General features: G+C 52.6%; 14 protein-coding genes and 6 pseudogenes. 10 read left to right on the forward strand and 10 right to left on the reverse strand.

Annotation, left to right across the window (positions count from 1 at the left end):
- The first annotated feature begins 64 nt into the window (after positions 1-64).
- The gene (locus O2S87_RS15265; RefSeq protein ID WP_475409638.1) at positions 65-214 is read left to right on the forward strand and encodes a hypothetical protein; all 150 of its coding nucleotides are present in this window, start codon (positions 65-67) and stop codon (positions 212-214) included.
- A gap of 298 nt (positions 215-512) precedes the next feature.
- Positions 513-1,880 carry a cytochrome P450 gene (locus O2S87_RS15270; protein ID WP_475409639.1) on the forward strand — a complete coding sequence of 456 codons (1,368 nt, stop codon included), beginning with the start codon at positions 513-515 and terminating at the stop codon, positions 1,878-1,880.
- 529 nt (positions 1,881-2,409) lie between these two features.
- Here the strand turns inward: O2S87_RS15270 and O2S87_RS15275 are convergent.
- Positions 2,410-2,859: pseudogene (locus O2S87_RS15275) on the reverse strand (Gfo/Idh/MocA family protein); the annotation flags it as partial.
- A 4-nt stretch (positions 2,860-2,863) separates the two neighbouring features.
- On the reverse strand, positions 2,864-3,505 hold the full coding sequence (locus tag O2S87_RS15280; protein WP_475409640.1) for a hypothetical protein: 642 nt from the start codon (positions 3,503-3,505) through the stop codon (positions 2,864-2,866).
- Between the two features lie 251 nt (positions 3,506-3,756).
- Here O2S87_RS15280 and O2S87_RS15285 point away from each other — a divergent pair.
- A pseudogene (locus tag O2S87_RS15285) lies at positions 3,757-4,731 on the forward strand (ISH3 family transposase); the annotation flags it as partial.
- A 106-nt stretch (positions 4,732-4,837) separates the two neighbouring features.
- Here O2S87_RS15285 and O2S87_RS15290 read toward each other — a convergent pair.
- Positions 4,838-5,038 (reverse strand): ribbon-helix-helix protein, CopG family, encoded by a 201-nt coding sequence (locus tag O2S87_RS15290; protein WP_475407374.1) that lies wholly within the window; start codon positions 5,036-5,038, stop codon positions 4,838-4,840.
- A 99-nt stretch (positions 5,039-5,137) separates the two neighbouring features.
- Here O2S87_RS15290 and O2S87_RS15295 point away from each other — a divergent pair.
- Positions 5,138-5,344 (forward strand): annotated as a pseudogene (locus O2S87_RS15295) (ISH3 family transposase); the annotation flags it as partial.
- A 400-nt stretch (positions 5,345-5,744) separates the two neighbouring features.
- Here O2S87_RS15295 and O2S87_RS15300 read toward each other — a convergent pair.
- Positions 5,745-6,020, reverse strand: a complete 276-nt coding sequence (locus O2S87_RS15300; protein ID WP_475409641.1) for a helix-turn-helix transcriptional regulator — start codon at positions 6,018-6,020, stop codon at positions 5,745-5,747.
- A gap of 98 nt (positions 6,021-6,118) precedes the next feature.
- Positions 6,119-6,412 carry a TRAM domain-containing protein gene (locus tag O2S87_RS15305; protein ID WP_475409642.1) on the reverse strand — a complete coding sequence of 98 codons (294 nt, stop codon included), beginning with the start codon at positions 6,410-6,412 and terminating at the stop codon, positions 6,119-6,121.
- Positions 6,413-6,454: 42 nt separating this feature from the next.
- On the opposite strand from O2S87_RS15305, the pseudogene O2S87_RS15310 reads away from it, so the two are divergent.
- A pseudogene (locus O2S87_RS15310) lies at positions 6,455-7,057 on the forward strand (S49 family peptidase); the annotation flags it as partial.
- A gap of 267 nt (positions 7,058-7,324) precedes the next feature.
- Here the strand turns inward: O2S87_RS15310 and O2S87_RS15315 are convergent.
- Positions 7,325-8,986 carry a histidine kinase N-terminal 7TM domain-containing protein gene (locus tag O2S87_RS15315; protein ID WP_475409643.1) on the reverse strand — a complete coding sequence of 554 codons (1,662 nt, stop codon included), beginning with the start codon at positions 8,984-8,986 and terminating at the stop codon, positions 7,325-7,327.
- A 93-nt stretch (positions 8,987-9,079) separates the two neighbouring features.
- On the opposite strand from O2S87_RS15315, the gene O2S87_RS15320 reads away from it, so the two are divergent.
- On the forward strand, positions 9,080-9,601 hold the full coding sequence (locus O2S87_RS15320) for a sensor histidine kinase (protein WP_475409644.1): 522 nt from the start codon (positions 9,080-9,082) through the stop codon (positions 9,599-9,601).
- Here the strand turns inward: O2S87_RS15320 and O2S87_RS15325 are convergent.
- A pseudogene (locus O2S87_RS15325) lies at positions 9,602-10,426 on the reverse strand (TIGR03571 family LLM class oxidoreductase); the annotation flags it as partial.
- 121 nt (positions 10,427-10,547) lie between these two features.
- Between O2S87_RS15325 and O2S87_RS15330 the strand changes: the two are divergent.
- The 3 genes from O2S87_RS15330 (at position 10,548) to O2S87_RS15340 (ending at position 13,218) form a co-directional block, all read left to right on the forward strand.
- A complete protein-coding gene (locus tag O2S87_RS15330; RefSeq protein WP_475409645.1) occupies positions 10,548-11,495 on the forward strand; it encodes an HNH endonuclease in 948 nt (315 codons plus the stop codon).
- A gap of 331 nt (positions 11,496-11,826) precedes the next feature.
- The gene (locus O2S87_RS15335; protein WP_475409646.1) at positions 11,827-11,967 is read left to right on the forward strand and encodes a DUF2080 family transposase-associated protein; all 141 of its coding nucleotides are present in this window, start codon (positions 11,827-11,829) and stop codon (positions 11,965-11,967) included.
- Between the two features lie 9 nt (positions 11,968-11,976).
- Entirely contained in the window at positions 11,977-13,218 is a 1,242-nt protein-coding gene (locus tag O2S87_RS15340; RefSeq protein WP_475409647.1) for an RNA-guided endonuclease InsQ/TnpB family protein, read from the forward strand.
- A gap of 11 nt (positions 13,219-13,229) precedes the next feature.
- Here the strand turns inward: O2S87_RS15340 and O2S87_RS15345 are convergent.
- Both O2S87_RS15345 and O2S87_RS15350 read right to left on the reverse strand, forming a co-directional pair.
- Positions 13,230-13,646: pseudogene (locus tag O2S87_RS15345) on the reverse strand (PIN domain-containing protein).
- Positions 13,647-13,655: 9 nt separating this feature from the next.
- Positions 13,656-13,886, reverse strand: a complete 231-nt coding sequence (locus O2S87_RS15350) for a hypothetical protein (protein WP_475409648.1) — start codon at positions 13,884-13,886, stop codon at positions 13,656-13,658.
- Positions 13,887-14,548: 662 nt separating this feature from the next.
- Here O2S87_RS15350 and O2S87_RS15355 point away from each other — a divergent pair.
- Complete coding sequence (locus O2S87_RS15355; RefSeq protein WP_475409649.1) at positions 14,549-14,791, forward strand: HalOD1 output domain-containing protein; 243 nt, start codon at positions 14,549-14,551, stop codon at positions 14,789-14,791.
- Positions 14,792-15,169: 378 nt separating this feature from the next.
- Here O2S87_RS15355 and O2S87_RS15360 read toward each other — a convergent pair whose 3' ends face one another.
- Positions 15,170-16,261, reverse strand: coding sequence for a methyl-accepting chemotaxis protein (locus tag O2S87_RS15360; protein ID WP_475409650.1), 1,092 nt, complete (start codon positions 16,259-16,261; stop codon positions 15,170-15,172).
- Between the last annotated feature and the right edge of the window lie 50 nt (positions 16,262-16,311).

Here is a 16,311-nt window from a genome sequence, read left to right on the forward strand (position 1 = left end):
CGAACCAACCGCTTGACAGCCGGTTCTTCCGGTAGTTGTCCTTGGATTAGGGCAGCGTTGGTGAGTGGCAACGCCGTCGCGTCGGCGGCTGATCGCCGCCGACAGCGACTGGATGCCGGTAGAACTCGCAGCCACCGTCTTGCTGGAGGCTAGCCAGCCACCGCAGACACAGATTCAGCACCTATTGAAGGAGATCGGGAGGCTCACGATGTGATCAACTGAGACTAAGTCTCGTGAGCCAATCAGAACCCTTGGTTCTGGTGACGACGACTGACTGGTATTCCCCATGCGTGGGAAGACTCGCCGTTAACGGCGAGGAGGATGTCACTGAAACCTGTTTGATTCCTGCAAATCGCATCATCAAAGCAGAAATTTCATCTGCGAGTATATGTAGGATTTGTCGGATTTATTCTGCGATCAAAAACACAGATACTCTCTTTGCACACAGTAAATCACCAGAAAATTTTTCCAAGGCACAAAATTTTAAACAGTTGCCTTAGAGAGATATGTCAGTGAAGAATTCTACGACGGCCGTACCACCCCGCGCGGACGGCCTCCCACTCATCGGGCAGACACTTGACCTCTATCGCCAGCAGGGTGCGTTCTACCGCGACCTACACGACGAGTACGGCGACGTTGTTGAAGCTCGCCTGCTCGGCGTCGGTGATCATGTCTATGTCTTTGACCCGTTCATCATCGAAGAAATATTCGTTACGAAACATGATGCATTCAAGAAAGCCGATGTAATGCGAGATATGCTCGAACACCAGATCGGCAATGGCCTTGTCCTCAGCAGTGGCAAGACGTGGCGACGCCAGCGAGAGCAGTCCCAGTCGGTGTTTTATCGCAAGGCCATCGATCACCGGTACTTCGATGTGATGTGCGACGTTGCTCGCTCTCGCGTGGAAGCATGGACGCCCGATCAGCCGCAAGTCGTACAGGACGAAATCGAACCTTTGACGATGGACGTGCTACTTCGCACACTATTCGGCACCGACATTGACTTCAAAGCCCGAGGCATCAAAGACGCAGTACGGGCGACGCGAGCACCGTCCAAGCCTGGGCGGCAGGTTGTCGCCAATTTCGTCCCCCGGTGGGTGCCGCTCCCAATGTGGCAGGAATATAACAGTGGATTGCAACGCTGCCGGGGGTTCGTCGACGAGGTGGTCGCCCAGCGGCGTACCGAAGGCGTCGAACCGACCGATGAAGATGTTGTCTCGCAGTTGTTGTTGGCCGACGAGCGTATCGACACCCCGGTGCCGGCCAATGACATGCGCGACCAACTAATGACGCTGTTCTTTGCCGGACATGAGACGACTGCAGCGACACTCACATTCACATTGTACCTGCTCGCTCGTCACCCAACCATTCAGGACCGGGTGTGCGACGAGTTAGACGACATCGTGGGCGACGACGAATTGATGCCTGCACACGTGAAGGAATTGGAATACGTTGAAGCAGTTCTTCACGAGACGATGCGGCTTTACCCACCGGTGTCTCGGTTAATCCGGCAGACGACACGGCCTGTGGAGCTCGGTAAGTACGCATTCGACGAAGGAACCGTCCTGATGCCAGTGCAGCGTGCCATTCACCGTGATGAGCGATGGTGGCCCCGCCCGGACGAGTTCCGCCCGGAGCGATGGTTGGAGACTGACGCCGATGATCGCCCTCGGTTCGCGTACTTCCCATTCGGCGGCGGCCACCGAGTTTGTATCGGCGAAGAGTTTGCCATGGTCGAGATGGCAGTTACCCTTGCGTGCGTCTTCGAGAAGTGGCGACTCGAACTCGAAGAACCGAAGGATCCGGCAGAACTCCACGTACCGTTCCGTGTCACATCGAATCCGACTACAGAGGTAGTCGTAACGCCCTATCTGCGTTGACGAAATTCGGTCAGTCTGAAGATTTCGGCGATTTCGAATCGGCAATCAAACCTGTTTTTCACATAGCGTGACCGCCTTGCACACAAAACGAGGGCCTTTGAACACAGGTTTCGATAATTTCGATCAAAACAATCCGACGAAAACTGGACAAAAACCAGACAACGTTGTACACGGAGAACCGCTTCGGGGCCATGTCCAAGACACTCGATTTGCTCATCTGTAGAATATGGGTGAGTTAACAGTTCATATAGTAGCAATCACTCGTATATTACCTTTGTCAGCTTAATGTTAGACGAAAGAATTATATGTCTAACTTTCATTTTTCCACATGCGCCCTGGCTTTGGAGTGCAGAAACGCTAAAGGTGCACCCGTTGAACATTGTCCAATCCGGATGCGATCCCTCATCCACTCCCCTTGATAAGGGATCCTTCCAGGATTGGTTCAGTGTGACTACTTAACTGAACTGTGGCGTTATGTTATAATAATATATATTTGACACCAATGCGCGCCTTACGTTGCAAGAGCATGTCAAGGTAGCTCAACCGGTGCTCCGTGTTCGGCGCTGTCATAGAGGACATCAATCACTCGCATATTCGCAATTGCCTCCGCACCATCGGTTCGGGGTCGTTGATCCGCATCTACGCACTCAGCAAAGTGGTCGACTTGCAATCGGTACTGATTGACCGGTTCGAACGTCTCGCGGTTGTACTCGCCGTCGATCTCGTAGGTCAGTTCGAGTTGTTCGTCGAGCGGTGCGTCGAAGGCGTCGTCGACCTATATCCAGCCGTTCGCCCCCTCGACGCGGTAGCGTTGGACCTTCGGCGTGTCGAAGCCCGCGGCGATCCGTGCTGAGGCTCCGTTTTCGTATTCAAGGATAGCCGCGAACTCGGTGTCGACGCCCGTCTGTCGTGAATCGTCCGCGTGCGCATAGACACGGTCTGGCTCTCCCAAGAACTGCCGTGCTGCCGAGACAGTATAAAACTCAGACCGTCTGTACAACGAAATCGCCAAGTGCAACCACAACGTCCCCGCTACCGAGTTTACGTCGGATGTAGGTAGTTGGATAGTGTCCTTCTTGTGGATAGTCCTCAGGTTGGGAGATATCCTGTGCGTTGTTACCGCTAAGATCCTCGAGATAATCCAAGGTGATCATAGGTTCGATGAAGTTGAGTTCATACTCGTCATCATCGTCGACGTCTGCTGTACCCCAAATGAGTGTATCCTCCCACTCACCTCCGTTGAATTCGGGAGCGTCCTCAGGTGCTAAGTGAGCACCCATTTGTGGGATGAGAGCTCCCTTTTCAATGAGGCGATAGCCTTCAGGTGTTTTTTCTGCTGGGAGTTTCTCGACAATGCCTTCGTCTATTGCTCCGATCGTCTCGGTATCGTTGAAATAAAAGTGGATGTCAAAGTGAGGTTCGGTGTAGACCTCCTCAGGGGTGTGACCCTGTGGATTCCATCCGAATCCCACGTATTCGAATGGTGAGGGAACCTCGTCCGGCAACGCGATGTTGGCCGGCTGTATCCAGAAGCCGTTCTTTGTGACCCCTTCTGCGTCACCATTTTCGAAGTCTTCCGCATACGGAAGCCCCTCGAATACGTCCGCCGAGAGGTGAACGCCCACATACTTCGGCTTACCTGAAGGCGTTACCGACGCAAACGAGCTGACTTCTCCCTCACCGTAGGGAACGGAGTCTCCCCACGAGGTGATCCCAGCCGGTGGGAACCCACTGTCTTTGGAAGAGCCATTTTTATTGCCGGATTTCTCATCTGGTTTCGCAGCCGAGGTAGTTGACCAATATACTATCGGTACTTCACAACCGGTCTGAGAGCTGTAGCTGAAACGTAGCTCTCATCAGGAAAATGTTTGGTTGAGTGAATGTTTTCACGATTCCTCAACCAGACGGGCATCTTTCAGCCACAGACGTGAAAGATCTAGCGGAAGATCTCGTTGAGCAGCTCCCGCTGCCGGGAATCGAGGGCTCGCCCCTCGATCCCGGCGAGATCTGGGCTGTCGTCACCCTTGCAGCAGTCAACCAAACGTCCATCTGGGAAACCTGCAAAGACAACGACAACGCTCCCTGTGACGACACAGTCATGGACTGGCTCAATACTCTCAACCGAGAGTGGTTAGAGCGGATTGCTAACGACCTACTGAAGGAGATGGCAATGACGATCCTCGACCCTGACCGGTCGAGGATCGTCTCCATTGATTTCGTCGATAACCCCTATCACGGGACGTACGCCGATGAGATCGGCGAACTCTGTCGGATGGCAGCTAAAGACGGTACAACAACGTGTCACCGCTATTGTTCAGCATACCTCGTTTCAAACAGGAAGCCGGTGACGCTGGCTATGACGTACGTGCGCAGTGATGAGAGTGAGGCCGATGCGGTCGAGCTCCTCGACCGCATCGAGGCCTATGCCTTCGATATAGACATTCTATTGGCTGATCGTGGCTTCTATAACGAACGTATCCTGCGTCGGTCACGTGATATTGCTGCGACTGTCGTTCCCGTCCAAAAGAAGGGCAAACGCATGAAGAGAAAGTTAGACACGCACTGTTCGTACATGACGGCCTATCAGATGTACAAAGACTGCAAACGGGAACTGAAATTCCCGCTTGCAGTCGCGGTTTCCTACCAAGCCGGAGATCGTGGCAAAAGCGGAGAGATCGTTCGAGGCTATGTGGCGTGCGATCTGGCTGATCGCACGCCCAAACAGGTCGAACGGCTCTATCGGAAACGCTCGGCGATTGAGACGAGTTATCGTGTCTTCCGCCAAGCACGGGTGGTAACGACGACTCAGGATCCAATTGTCCGCTTTGCGTTTGTCCTAGTTGGATTCTTACGAGCGTGTCATAGAACTCTTCACACACTATAGTCAGTTAAGTTACTATTATAACGGTTTACTTCCTTAGAGATGCGTGCACAAGGTGCACGACGTTTAAAATCTGTTAGAGAGTACCTTTTCGTGTCCGAATAATGATCTCTCGAACCTGTTTAACGTGATTCGTCTCGGATTGAACGAATGCTGTGAGGATGGCTTCGACGATCTCGGAGCGGCTGACTCCGAGATCGTCACATTTAGCGACCAATTCATCTAGTTCTCGCACGATTTCCTCGTCAACAGCGACTCCGAACTTCTCTTTCGCCATAGCTACGACAAGCTAAGAATAGCGTGCACCAAGTGTACGGCGTTTTCAATTCGTTAGAGTTGATTCAACAAACCATGTGAACACTTCTATGACACCCTCTTCTTACTGGAAAATCTCTGGCTCGTGCTTCGATGGGCGGTCGTCGCCCGCCCACGGCGGGGCGGGCGCGACCTGCCCGAAGGGTTCACGTTCAAAACCTTCTCTGACTGGATCAGACACGTATTGGAGGAGGAATTAGAGCGGAGTTGGGAGATCGAAATGAACGACGTCGGTGTGCCAGAAGCGTACGCACCGGCCGCGGGCTGAGCGCCCGCGGCCTCGGGTAAGCGCCTCCTGAGCTACAGTACCCGTCTCTGACGGCTACATGAGTTCTTTTCGCTTGGTTCTCTTGATCTGTGAACTCTATTCCACTCTTCACAGAGCAATCACGAAGTGTTTGATCCAACGAAGCGTAACTCAGCACAGCTCACGAAACAGCATTCGGGAAGTACCGACTATACTTCCGAGTGTGAGTGTACCAGCAGTTTTCAGGAACGTCCGTCCCTTTTCATTTGTCATGTTTCGTCTACGTACAATTCAAATAACTATATCCTATTGAAATTTATTTTGGAAGTGAATATCCGTGGTATGATGAAGTTCACATAGTATTGGAAATCCTGAGACAAAAAGTAGCAATTGCGACCACCGACTAGCTGCGATAGAATGATTATGCTGCTAAATATTGTTCTTCCCAATCCGAACGGGCATCGATCTCACGGTTTCCACGCCGAGTCATCGTATAGAAGTTGGTTCGACGGTCCAACTGACCTTTTTCGACGAGTCCTTTCTCAACAAGTGTATCGAGGTTGGGATACAGCCGGCCGTGATGGATCTCTTTTTCGTAGTACTCTTGGACTTCTTCTTTGATTGCTAGGCCATGGGGCTCGTCAAGCCCAGCGATAACGTACAACAGATCTCGTTGGAATCCTGTTAGATCGTACATCTGTAGTGTCTCAATTTGTTATGTATTTTAATACAAATAAATTTACCGTTTTGACATAGTTTTTTAGTGAACGGGTCATCCGGCCCGTACTCCTTTCCTCACTGATAATAGTCCACTCGCTCAGTTACTCGAGCAAACGCGACATTCTCTCGAACGGTTTCGATTTCAATTTTAACCCTCTCTCCCCTTTCGGTATCGGGGATAATCACAACATATCCACGGCCGACACGCGTTAGACCATCACCTTTGTCTCCGATCTCTTGAATCTCAACAACCAGAGTATCGCCTTCACAGACCGGCGGCTGGGTGTGATCAGAATCGTGATGAGGATTAGAATTGTGCCTTGGTTCGGACTCACGAGGCGGTTCAGTCGACTCTTGATTAGCACCCATTGAGAGTAGAGCAAGCTGGTATATGCGAGTTGGGTCGACGGAGCCGAGGTCGACTTCGGCGGCCCGACAATTGCGTATGCGACCGACACGTGTGCCTCTGGCGGGTACTGGATCGCAAGCGGGTGCGACAAGGTGTGGGCCAGAGATGCCAGCCTCGTCGGGTCGATCGGTGTCGTCGGCTCACGACCCAACGCGGCTGGACTGGCCGACAAACTCGGGCTCTCGTACGAACAGTTCACAGCCGGTGAATACAAAGACGCTGGCGTTCCCCTCCGAGAAATCGAGGACGACGAGCGCGAATATCTCCAAAATATCATCGATGGCTACTATCATCAGTTTGTCGAGACCGTCAGCGAGGGACGTAATATGGACCCCGAAGAAATCCGCGATACGGAGGCGCGCATCTATCTTGGGACCGACGCGATGGAGATCGGGCTCGTCGACGAACTCGGAACCGAGGCCGATGTCAAAGATAGAATTGCCGATCTACTTGGTTCCGAGGTTGAAACCCACGAGTTCGAGCCGGATCGGAGCATTGCTGAGCGATTAGGCTTTGGTGCCGAACACGTCGCCTTCGCTGCTGGCAATGGTATCGCAAACGTCGTAAAGACTGACGGTAGCGATCTTAAGATCGAACTGAAGTGATTAGCTAATGAGGTTTTGTTGATTGACCTCTCGTGTTCACTACTCTTTGTAGACAGTGAGAAACCCGTTCTGAGAGGTACACGACCTACTATGATCAGATAACAAAGACCGAGGGGGAGACACTATTTCACTGCTGTGAGCTGTATCTGTTGGTAATGACTGAAGTTCTCAACCGGTTCAAACACCCGTTACTGTATGTGATGGCTCAAGCTTATCGAATTCGCAAGCCTAAAACCTCGCGCTTCAGCGTGGGGAGAATGTCAACAATCACTCAATGAACCTTACCCCAGTAATCTCGAACCGTGCACCGCCGCCTTCACTTTCAGTAAGCCTGATTTTCCAGCCGTGAGCGGAGACAATATTCTGTACGATTGAGAGTCCCAGTCCGGTTCCGTCTTCGTTTGTCGTATAGCCGTGTGTGAAAACATCCGCTCGGACGGTTGGTGGGACACCGTGACCAGTATCAGAGACGGCAAACCCGATCGGTTCTCCGTTCTTACAAATAGTTTCGACAGAGATTGTGAGTGGAAGGTCGTTGTGTTCGATAGCGTTCCTGAAGAGATTCTCGAACAGCTCCTGAAGTCGACTACGATTGGCTTCGAGGGTCAGGTCGGTGTCAATCTCAAAGTTTACGTCGCTGTTGGCCTGTACCTGCTGTGAAGCTGCGCGGGCCATCACGTGGATCTGAACCGGTTCAGTGTCGTCAATCGTCCCGCCGGCTCTGGCCATCGACAACAGATCAGTGATGATATCCTCCATCCGAGTGAGGCTTCGGTCAATCTGTTCGGTTCGCTCCAGATTCCCAGTCTCAGAGAGAAGTTGGAGGTTTCCGGCAGCGACGTTCAAGGGGTTCCGAAGGTCGTGTGAGACGACGCTGGCGAACTCGTCGAGTCGCTCATTCTGCTGTTCGAGTTCTCGTTTACGCTGGATACGGGTCGTGATGTCCCGCAGGTCAACGAGACGACGGCCATCCCTGAATGGCGTGACGTTCAGGTCGAATGTCCGCGTTTCACCCTCAATCGATTCCAGTGCGACTTCTGAACAAGAACCCTCAATGGCAGCAACTATTGTGTCGGGAGCGGATCTATCGACAGAAAAACCGAGCGAGGTGGCGCTTTCGTTAGCGTTGAGAATTGTGTGGTCATCATCCAAAATGACGACGGGATCCGGCATTGATTTGAATAACATATTGGCCGCAATTGGTTCAAGTTCCAAAAAATCGTATTTCGCGATGGCAAACCACGTTCCGAACGCGGAGAGGGTAAAGAAAAGCGGTGTCGGATCCAAGTATTCGTGCGGCGTAATGTCGGCACTAATGTACCCGACGTACACGAACGCCGGTAACATTCCGGAAAATAGAATGAGGCGAGCCTGCTGTCGCTGGCCGGACACCTCACTCCGTTGGAATTGCCAGAGGACAAAAAAGCTCCAGAATAGAATCCCTAACCCGGTAAACACTGTCACGATGCCGAATCCATACGGCTCAAGCTCCGTTTGTGTAGTCACAACCGTGAGACCCTCATAGGTGTCGATTCCCGGTGGATTCGCAGTGAACCAGAGAATACAGATCGCGGCAATACGAATAAGATAGATGCCGATAAATACACGTAAAATCACCTTAGGCCAGCGGGAAGCCCGTTCACGCAGTCCTGTATAGGAGATAACGAAATAGACCCACCCCAACATGGTGGCAGTTCCAAACAATTCGGTGAGGATTTCGAATCCAATAGCAGCTGTCTGATCGGGACTGAGCCAGAGGAAAGCAGATCCCAACGTCCATCCAGAGTAGGAGAGTAAATACACCGAAAACGGCCTTGTAAACTGCAAATCTCCCCGCTGCAATATCATATAGATAGTTATAATCCCAGCGAATCCGCTGATTATGACTGTCGCAAGTAGACCTCCGGTTACTACCGTGAGTCCACTCATAATTATAGTCTCTTTTTTTGCTACAAATAGATTATCATGAAATCGTATTTATTACATCAGTTGTGGTCGGATTAAGACTTTACATCATGCCTTTTGAAGGTAGAACAAAGCGCACTTCGGATCGACGAACTGGGACAAAAGGGTCGCGAGGCGATCCAACTTTTCAGCCGTGCGCGGAAGAGTTCTAAATTCAAATCGATGCAGACGATCCTTGAAGAGAGTGTCAGTGAGGTCAGATCACGCTTTCCGGACGCTACTGTTGACCTCCAAGCCGCCGATCAGGATGTAACGGTCAATGGCTTCCTCGATTCAGTTCTTTTAAACGCTATCGAGAACGCCGCCGAACACAACGACAGCGACAGTCCGCACATCAAAATCGTTACTAGCGTCGATGAACGGATAACGATTGAAATCCGAGATGATGGGCCAGGAATATCCGAGTACGAATTGTCTGTGCTTTCTGGAGGAACCGAATCCGCGCTTCACCACGGGAGCGGGCCCGGACTCTGGATTATCAAATGGGGAACCGACCTGCTCGGGGGTAGTGTTCAGTTCAGTGAGAACGAGGTGACCGGATCCGTTGTCACCATCTCGCTTCCACGGGAGGAAGGGTGACTACCTCCCATCCAGAATTTGTTCAGCAAATATCGTCATTGCTTGTTGAGGATTATCAGCCTCCAGTCCAATAATAACATGGTCGAGACCGTATGACTCCAAGTGATCAAAGTACGTATCGAACCACTCAACACCAGCACGATAACCGAGGTGGAGTGGTTCTCGGTCCGCAGTTGGATCCTCAGCGAGTGCAACACGGACAGCGATTACGAACGGTTTGTTACCCGCGAGTTCACGCCACGTATCAAGATACGACTCCAACGTGTTTTCGGGCAAATGGTAAAATAGCCAACCGTCGCCATGGTCAGCAATCCACTCGCGGGATTGTCTAGCGTTGCCTGTTGGTAACACCGAGATTGAGCCAGTCGACGGCTTCGGAAGGACGTCAAGTTCTCCGTTGAGTCGACCCCATTCGCCCTCAATTGATGGGTATGGCTCATCCCAACAGCTTCGAATCGTCGAGACAGCTTCGCGGAACAAAGCTCCACGTGTATTGGGATCGACGCCGAAAGCCTCGTATTCAGGGTCCCGGTCTCCGGATGCAACACCCAACACAAGACGCCCTCCTGAGAGCTGGTCGACGGTTGCAGCGGACTTTGCAACGTGGAGTGGGTGTCGAAGTGGGAGCACGACGCTCGATGTGCCAAGCGCGACTTCGTCGGTGTAAGCCGCGAGATGCCCAAGCAGCGGCCACGGGTCAAACGCCCCACCAGCGTCGCCAAAGCGCGGCCAGATTGTCGGTACATCACGCACCCAAAGTGCGTCAAAACCCAACTGTTCGGCGTGAGTGGCTAGCCTGAGTTCTTCGTCGATAGGCGGCGTCGTCTATCGAAACGCCATAGACTTCGATTCCTGCTTCCCTGTCGCACCGCTCTGGAGAAAGAATCATACATACCTACCGTAGTATTCCACTATGCCACCGGATCGTCTCCGAAGTATTGTCCCGATGTTCGGCGGTGGGACCCAGTATGTCGACACACTTGATGAGATTTTAGAGTTTGTTGTGGCCCATGGCCCGACGAATGACGAATTGGTTGGCTGGCACCGCGGCATATTTCCAAATGTGTCGAGTCGGGATTCGATTATGCGGCGAGTGAGCTACCTCCAACAGGTTGGGTTCCTTCATCAAGAAAGTGATCGGTGGGTGCTTGGCCAATTTGGCCGTGAGTACGTCCAGGACCAGTGTACAGAAACGTTGCTTCGGATTATGTGTTCTCGTAACGTTGGACTGCGAAGCTTGCTGTATGCGTTGTCTGCGACTCCAATGAAATTGGTAGAGATCAGTGAGCAGCAATTGAATACACACCCGGAGTTGGGGTGGTCGCGTGGGCAGACGGATATGGCGACTCAACGAGTGAATTGGCTTCGAAGTATGGGGTTAATCAAGAAAGACGGTGATGCGTATTCGCTGACTTCCGAGGGGAGACAGTTCGTCGAATCTGCGGTCGAGAAATGGGCGGACGCCGAGACGTCACAGCCTAGCGGGGAGATGCCGACTGGGACGTACGAGACGACGGTTCATGCTCGGATGGTTGATCCCGAGTTCCGGGCGACTGTGTTGGCGCGGCATGATGCGATGTGCCCGGTTTCGGGTGTCGACCATCCTGGATTGTTGGATGTTGCGCACGTGTTGTCATGGAGTGATTTCCCGGAGTATCGGGCTGATGTGTCGAATGTGTTGCCGTTGAGTAAAACGCATCATGCGGCGTTCGACCGGGACCTGTTCACGATTGACCGAGACTATCGACTTCGGGTGAACCCGGTGTTCGAAACAGAGAGTGATTTGTTGCAACGAACAATCATTGATCGGGCTGGTGAACGAATGTCATTGCCTGATGGGAGTGTTGATCGAGAGTACGTGGACTGGCACAATGCATCGCTTGAGTGGGTGTGAATGGAGTGTGTTGCCGGGGAAGGACCTGCTAGTGTTTAGCTGACTCTAGGCGGTAAGCCCCCTTCCTCAAGAAGCAACGCAGGGAGCAAAGCGACCGAGTAGCGTTGACGAGACGCAAAGCGTCTCGTTCGCACATCAGAAATCTTTGATTTCTGAGGACGCGGTAGGGAGGGGATACACCGTCCCCAGAAATCTCTGATTTCTGGTGGGCGAACGAATCGTTCTGCGATTCGTCCACGCCGTCATCGTCTCTCATACACTGTCATCTATCATTACCCCACAGGCCCACGTACCGACACATTTATGTTGAAACAAAGTATAAATTCATGTGATGGATAGACACGAAATCGAAGGCCACGAAGTCATTGAGGGGGAGGTAAAGCCCACCGGCAACGGCGCACACGTCCTCGTCCCAAAATCGTGGCGCGGCGCAGACGTGAAAATCGTCCGAACGTCCGAACCCGACGAATAGCCACTCACCATGCACTACACCTACAGGTTCCGGCTCAGGCCCACGTCCGAACAACGTGAGCGGCTGGATTACCACCGCGATACCTGTAGACAACTGTATAACCACGCTCTCGGTGAGTTTCGAGAGATTCCACAATCGGCGGGAACGCTCAACCAACGAGTGCGACAGGTTCGGGATCAACTCACCGATCTCAAAGAGTGGTGGGACGACTTGAACAACCTGTATTCAACGGTCGCTCAAGCCGCTGTCATGCGAATCGAAGATAGCATCAAAGCTCTTTCCGAATTGAAAGAGCAAGGCTACAACGTGGGTAGCCTCAACTGGAAGGCTCCCGCTGAGTTCCGCAGTTTCACCTACGTACAGTCTGGTTTCGAGTTCGATAGTAAGAACGGTCAGACTGTGCTTTCGCTGTCGAAACTTGCGGATATTCCCATTGTCAAGCACCGAGAGATACCCGACGACGTGAGAATCAAAGAGGTCACGATCAAGAAAGAGCCAACAGGTGAGTGGTATGCCTGTTTCACCGTCGACGGTCAACAGACACCGGAGAAACTAGCCGACCCGGAGCGGTGTGTCGGGATCGACGTGGGAATCCTCAAATATGCCCACGATACTGACGGAACAGCCGTGGAATCACTTGACCTGTCGGCAGAACGTGAGCGATTGGAACGCGCCCAGCGCGACCTTTCACGGAAAGAACACGGGTCGAACAATTGGGAGCAACAACGGAAGGTCGTCGCCCAGCGACACGCCGACCTGAAACGGAAGCGGCGAGACTTCTTGCACAAGTTGTCGGCGTACTACGCCCGTGAATACGACCTCGTAGCTGTCGAGGATCTAGATACGAAGGGCCTAGTCGAACTACCGGGCAACTCCCGCAACCGAGCATCGGCAGCGTGGGGAACGTTCAAGCGGTTACTCGAATACAAGTGCGACCGCGAAGGGACGCACTTTGTGGCGGTCGACCCAAAGGATACGACGAAAGAGTGCGCCAATTGCGGCGTGAAAACTGAGAAGCCGCTGTGGGTACGTGAACACTCGTGTCCAGCGTGTGGGTTTGAAGCGGATCGGGACGCGAACGCGGCAATTAACATCCTTTCTCGCGGTCTGAGCCAGCTAGGAGTGGGATACTCCGAAGAAACGCCTGTGGAGACTGCGCTCCCTGTGGATACTCCCGTATCTGCAAAGCGCGTCATCGAATCGGGAAGCCCCACCCTCAACGAGCGACCCGCGTTAGCGGTGAGCGAGTAGGGTGGGGTAGTTCACCGAGTTTCGAACGTGTTGATGACATCACTCGTTGTGTACGTCTCAACTAGATCTTGTTCGTTGAAGTCGGAGTCATCACTTCAGATGGCCGCATTGTTAGCAATTGCACACGCCAAATAAAGTACGTCATCGGGGTCGGTATCACCGATGGCTTCGTCCGCGCTCTTGATAGCCGGATAGAACTCGCTGGCAGGGACAACCTCAATGTAGCGGAACAGAAGATCAATGAACTGTGCCACCCGATTTGGTTCCATTCCGGACTTCTCAATGATCAGATCTTGGTAGTTCTCGATTTCGTCGTGGACGAACGCTGGCGTCACAAGGTCGGGTTTGAGCGTGACGACGAGTTCTCGGGTTTTTGAATCGGCGATGAGTGCAGAGATGACGACGTTGGCGTCGATGACCAGCTTCATTCGTCGAGGTTACGCTGATTCCTCGCCAACACGCTTGCGTCCGCTCTCGTTGATTTTGTCAGCGATGTCCTGCACATCGCTCTCGGTAAGTTCGCTTTCGCTGGTGAGCTCGTCCATCACTTCGAGGGTCTCGATTTTCTTTTGGATGGCCTGTCGGGTGACCTCACTCCAGTTGATCTCTGGGTGGTTCTCCATTCGCTTCTTGAGGTCGTCGCCCACGTTGACAGTGATACTAGGCATACTGAAATCTATGCACGCACAGAATACTGTGTCTTTCGGTGTGCCTCAGACCACCTGAATTCGGACACCTCACGCCTGAAAGGTCGATTCGTTCGACAGTCGAACCGGAGCCTGCAGCGCCCATAGCTGATTTTTGGGTCCGAAATCACCATACTGCGGCGGGGTGGAATGCCGAATGAACGCAAGGCGTTTGCTTTCATTCGATGGACGATTGGACGAGTGGGTGTCACCGGGATTTGCGCACAGCCAAACTGGTGGCTACTGAGAAAATCAATCGGCGATTGACACAACACCGTCTTGCTCTGTCAGGACGCTCGTGCTGCATACAGAGGATGTAATCAGCAGCAGTCGAAACACACCTCGCTGCTTCGTTGTTTTGATGAGTGCCGGTCCCTGAAAGCGGGCCGACGCTCTTCCGGTCGATCTCTCCTGAGCCAACCTTTCTCCTCTACCCCAGGAACACACGTCAACCCAGCGGAGCAGGTGGCACTCGCAGCACGAATTAACCACCAGGCGTCAAGACAGTAGTTGGCAACGGCATCGACATCTGCGGAGCGCGGGGTTGATCGTAACATAGTGAGCTGCTAATACACGGAAGAATTGTTTTGATGATGCGAGTGAAATACGAAATCTGTTTCACTTCTCCGGTACTGTGATCTGGTGTGGAATACGAGATTGGTATCGACGAACCGGTGAGCACGGCCGTGGTACGGGCGGTGAGCGCTGTTGAAGGGCGAGCACCAAAGTCCCTCCCACCGCTAGCGAACGTCATCGATACCAATTCGTTGGATGCCCTGTTCGACGCCCGGTGTGACGGCACGCCACGAACCGGTGGACGGCTCTCGTTCGTCTATAGCAAGTGTCAGCTCACAATCGACAACGGGGAGTACCTCACACTACGCTAGACTGCGGTCGATTCAGGCTTTTTCGAAGTCATCTTCTCAGTTGAAAGTGCGTGAATTTAAATCCGATTTACCTACTTCTCTTGATCGTTTTCGACCAAACCGATAGACTGCGGTTGATTGTAGTTATTTGTCTCAATGTCAACTTTTTTGATTGATATTGAGCCAATTGCGGCGTCGTCTAGCGAAACTACATCCTCGGTGAAGCGGGTGGTTACGTTCATTCAAACCGTTACTTTCCCGCTTCAACCGCTTTGATTTACCGACCTATCCCGACGCTATCTAGTGATTCAATAGAGCCCAATATTTCAACACTATCACCGAAAGCAGGTCCGGTTGCAAGTTGGTCGCTGTTACGATTGATGAACAACTATTTGAGAACTACGATTCCTCATGTTGTCCGCCGTCGGTGACTGCAGGTGGTGTCGCACTTTCTTCGATAGATGTTAAATCCATCTTGTCAGTGGTCTCAAATGCGTCGGCCTCCTCGTGAAGTGTCGAAGCGCGTTCCGAGAGCTGGCGGACACGCTGTGTGACTTCGCTGAGCGAAGCTGCCTGCTCCTCGGTTGCAGCCGCGACCGTTTCGGCATCAGTGGCTGTTTGCTCACTGAGAGTGAGTCCCTCGTCGACCATGGCTGCGACCTCCTCTGATGATGCTGCTTGGTCGTCTGTGGCACTCGATATCTCAGCCATTCCGCTTTCAGCTTCAGATATCGTATCGGCAATCTCGTCGAAGATCTCGATTGTCTCATCGATGGTTGAAGCTCCCTCCGCTACTTGTTCGGTCATCTGTTCGATACTGGTTACTGTTTTCTCGGTAACTGTCTGTGCCTCTGTAATCTGTTGTTCGATCTGCTTAGTCGCTGAAGAGGCCTCTTCGGCCAGTGATTTTACCTGCTTGGCGACAACTGCAAATCCGTCACCAGCCTCCCCAGCCCGTGCTGCCTCAATCGTAGCGTTCAGCGCGAGCAGGTTCGTTTGGTCAGCGATCTCATCAATCATATCTACAATGTTCCCAACTTCGGCCATCTTATCGTCGAGAGTATCGATCTGATCGCCCACCTCGCGTGCCCGTCGCTCGATCGAATCTACCTGTGATGTGGCGTCTGCAGCGTACTCTCGGCCGGTGTCACTTCGATCGACCGCAGCTGACGCCGTTACCGAGACTTCTTCACAGGATGACGCGATTTCTTCGATTGTCGCCGACATATCGCCCATTTCTCCGGCCACACGTTGCAGTTGGTCGCTTTGTATATTAGCACGACGTGAGACGCCTTCGACTGACCGGGCAACATCTTCGCCAGCATGTTCAATCTCATTGAGACTGGTCGTTGCGTCTTCGCTCGCCTCCGAAACTTCCATGGCAAACGATTGAATTTCGACGACTGTTTGCTCCTGCTCTGTTGAATAGCGATCTATTCGGCTGATATCACGGGTTAGAAACGTGAAGCCGAGGAATTCGACTCTGCCCATGGAGATCGATCTCCTCGACTTCGTTGAGCAGTGTCGTCGGCTAGCTAAAC

It is taken from the genome of Halohasta sp. A2, assembly GCF_056175805.1.

Excerpts from the sequence above, each read along its gene's own strand:
- O2S87_RS15300 (WP_475409641.1), bottom strand. The coding sequence starts at position 6,020 with ATGTACGATCTAACAGGATTCCAACGAGATCTGTTGTACGTTATCGCT.
- O2S87_RS15315 (WP_475409643.1), bottom strand. The coding sequence starts at position 8,986 with ATGAGTGGACTCACGGTAGTAACCGGAGGTCTACTTGCGACAGTCATA.
- O2S87_RS15305 (WP_475409642.1), bottom strand. The coding sequence starts at position 6,412 with ATGGGTGCTAATCAAGAGTCGACTGAACCGCCTCGTGAGTCCGAACCA.
- O2S87_RS15290 (WP_475407374.1), bottom strand. The coding sequence starts at position 5,038 with ATGGCGAAAGAGAAGTTCGGAGTCGCTGTTGACGAGGAAATCGTGCGA.
- O2S87_RS15360 (WP_475409650.1), bottom strand. The coding sequence starts at position 16,261 with ATGGGCAGAGTCGAATTCCTCGGCTTCACGTTTCTAACCCGTGATATC.
- O2S87_RS15335 (WP_475409646.1), top strand. The coding sequence starts at position 11,827 with ATGGATAGACACGAAATCGAAGGCCACGAAGTCATTGAGGGGGAGGTA.
- O2S87_RS15340 (WP_475409647.1), top strand. The coding sequence starts at position 11,977 with ATGCACTACACCTACAGGTTCCGGCTCAGGCCCACGTCCGAACAACGT.
- O2S87_RS15350 (WP_475409648.1), bottom strand. The coding sequence starts at position 13,886 with ATGCCTAGTATCACTGTCAACGTGGGCGACGACCTCAAGAAGCGAATG.
- O2S87_RS15330 (WP_475409645.1), top strand. The coding sequence starts at position 10,548 with ATGTTCGGCGGTGGGACCCAGTATGTCGACACACTTGATGAGATTTTA.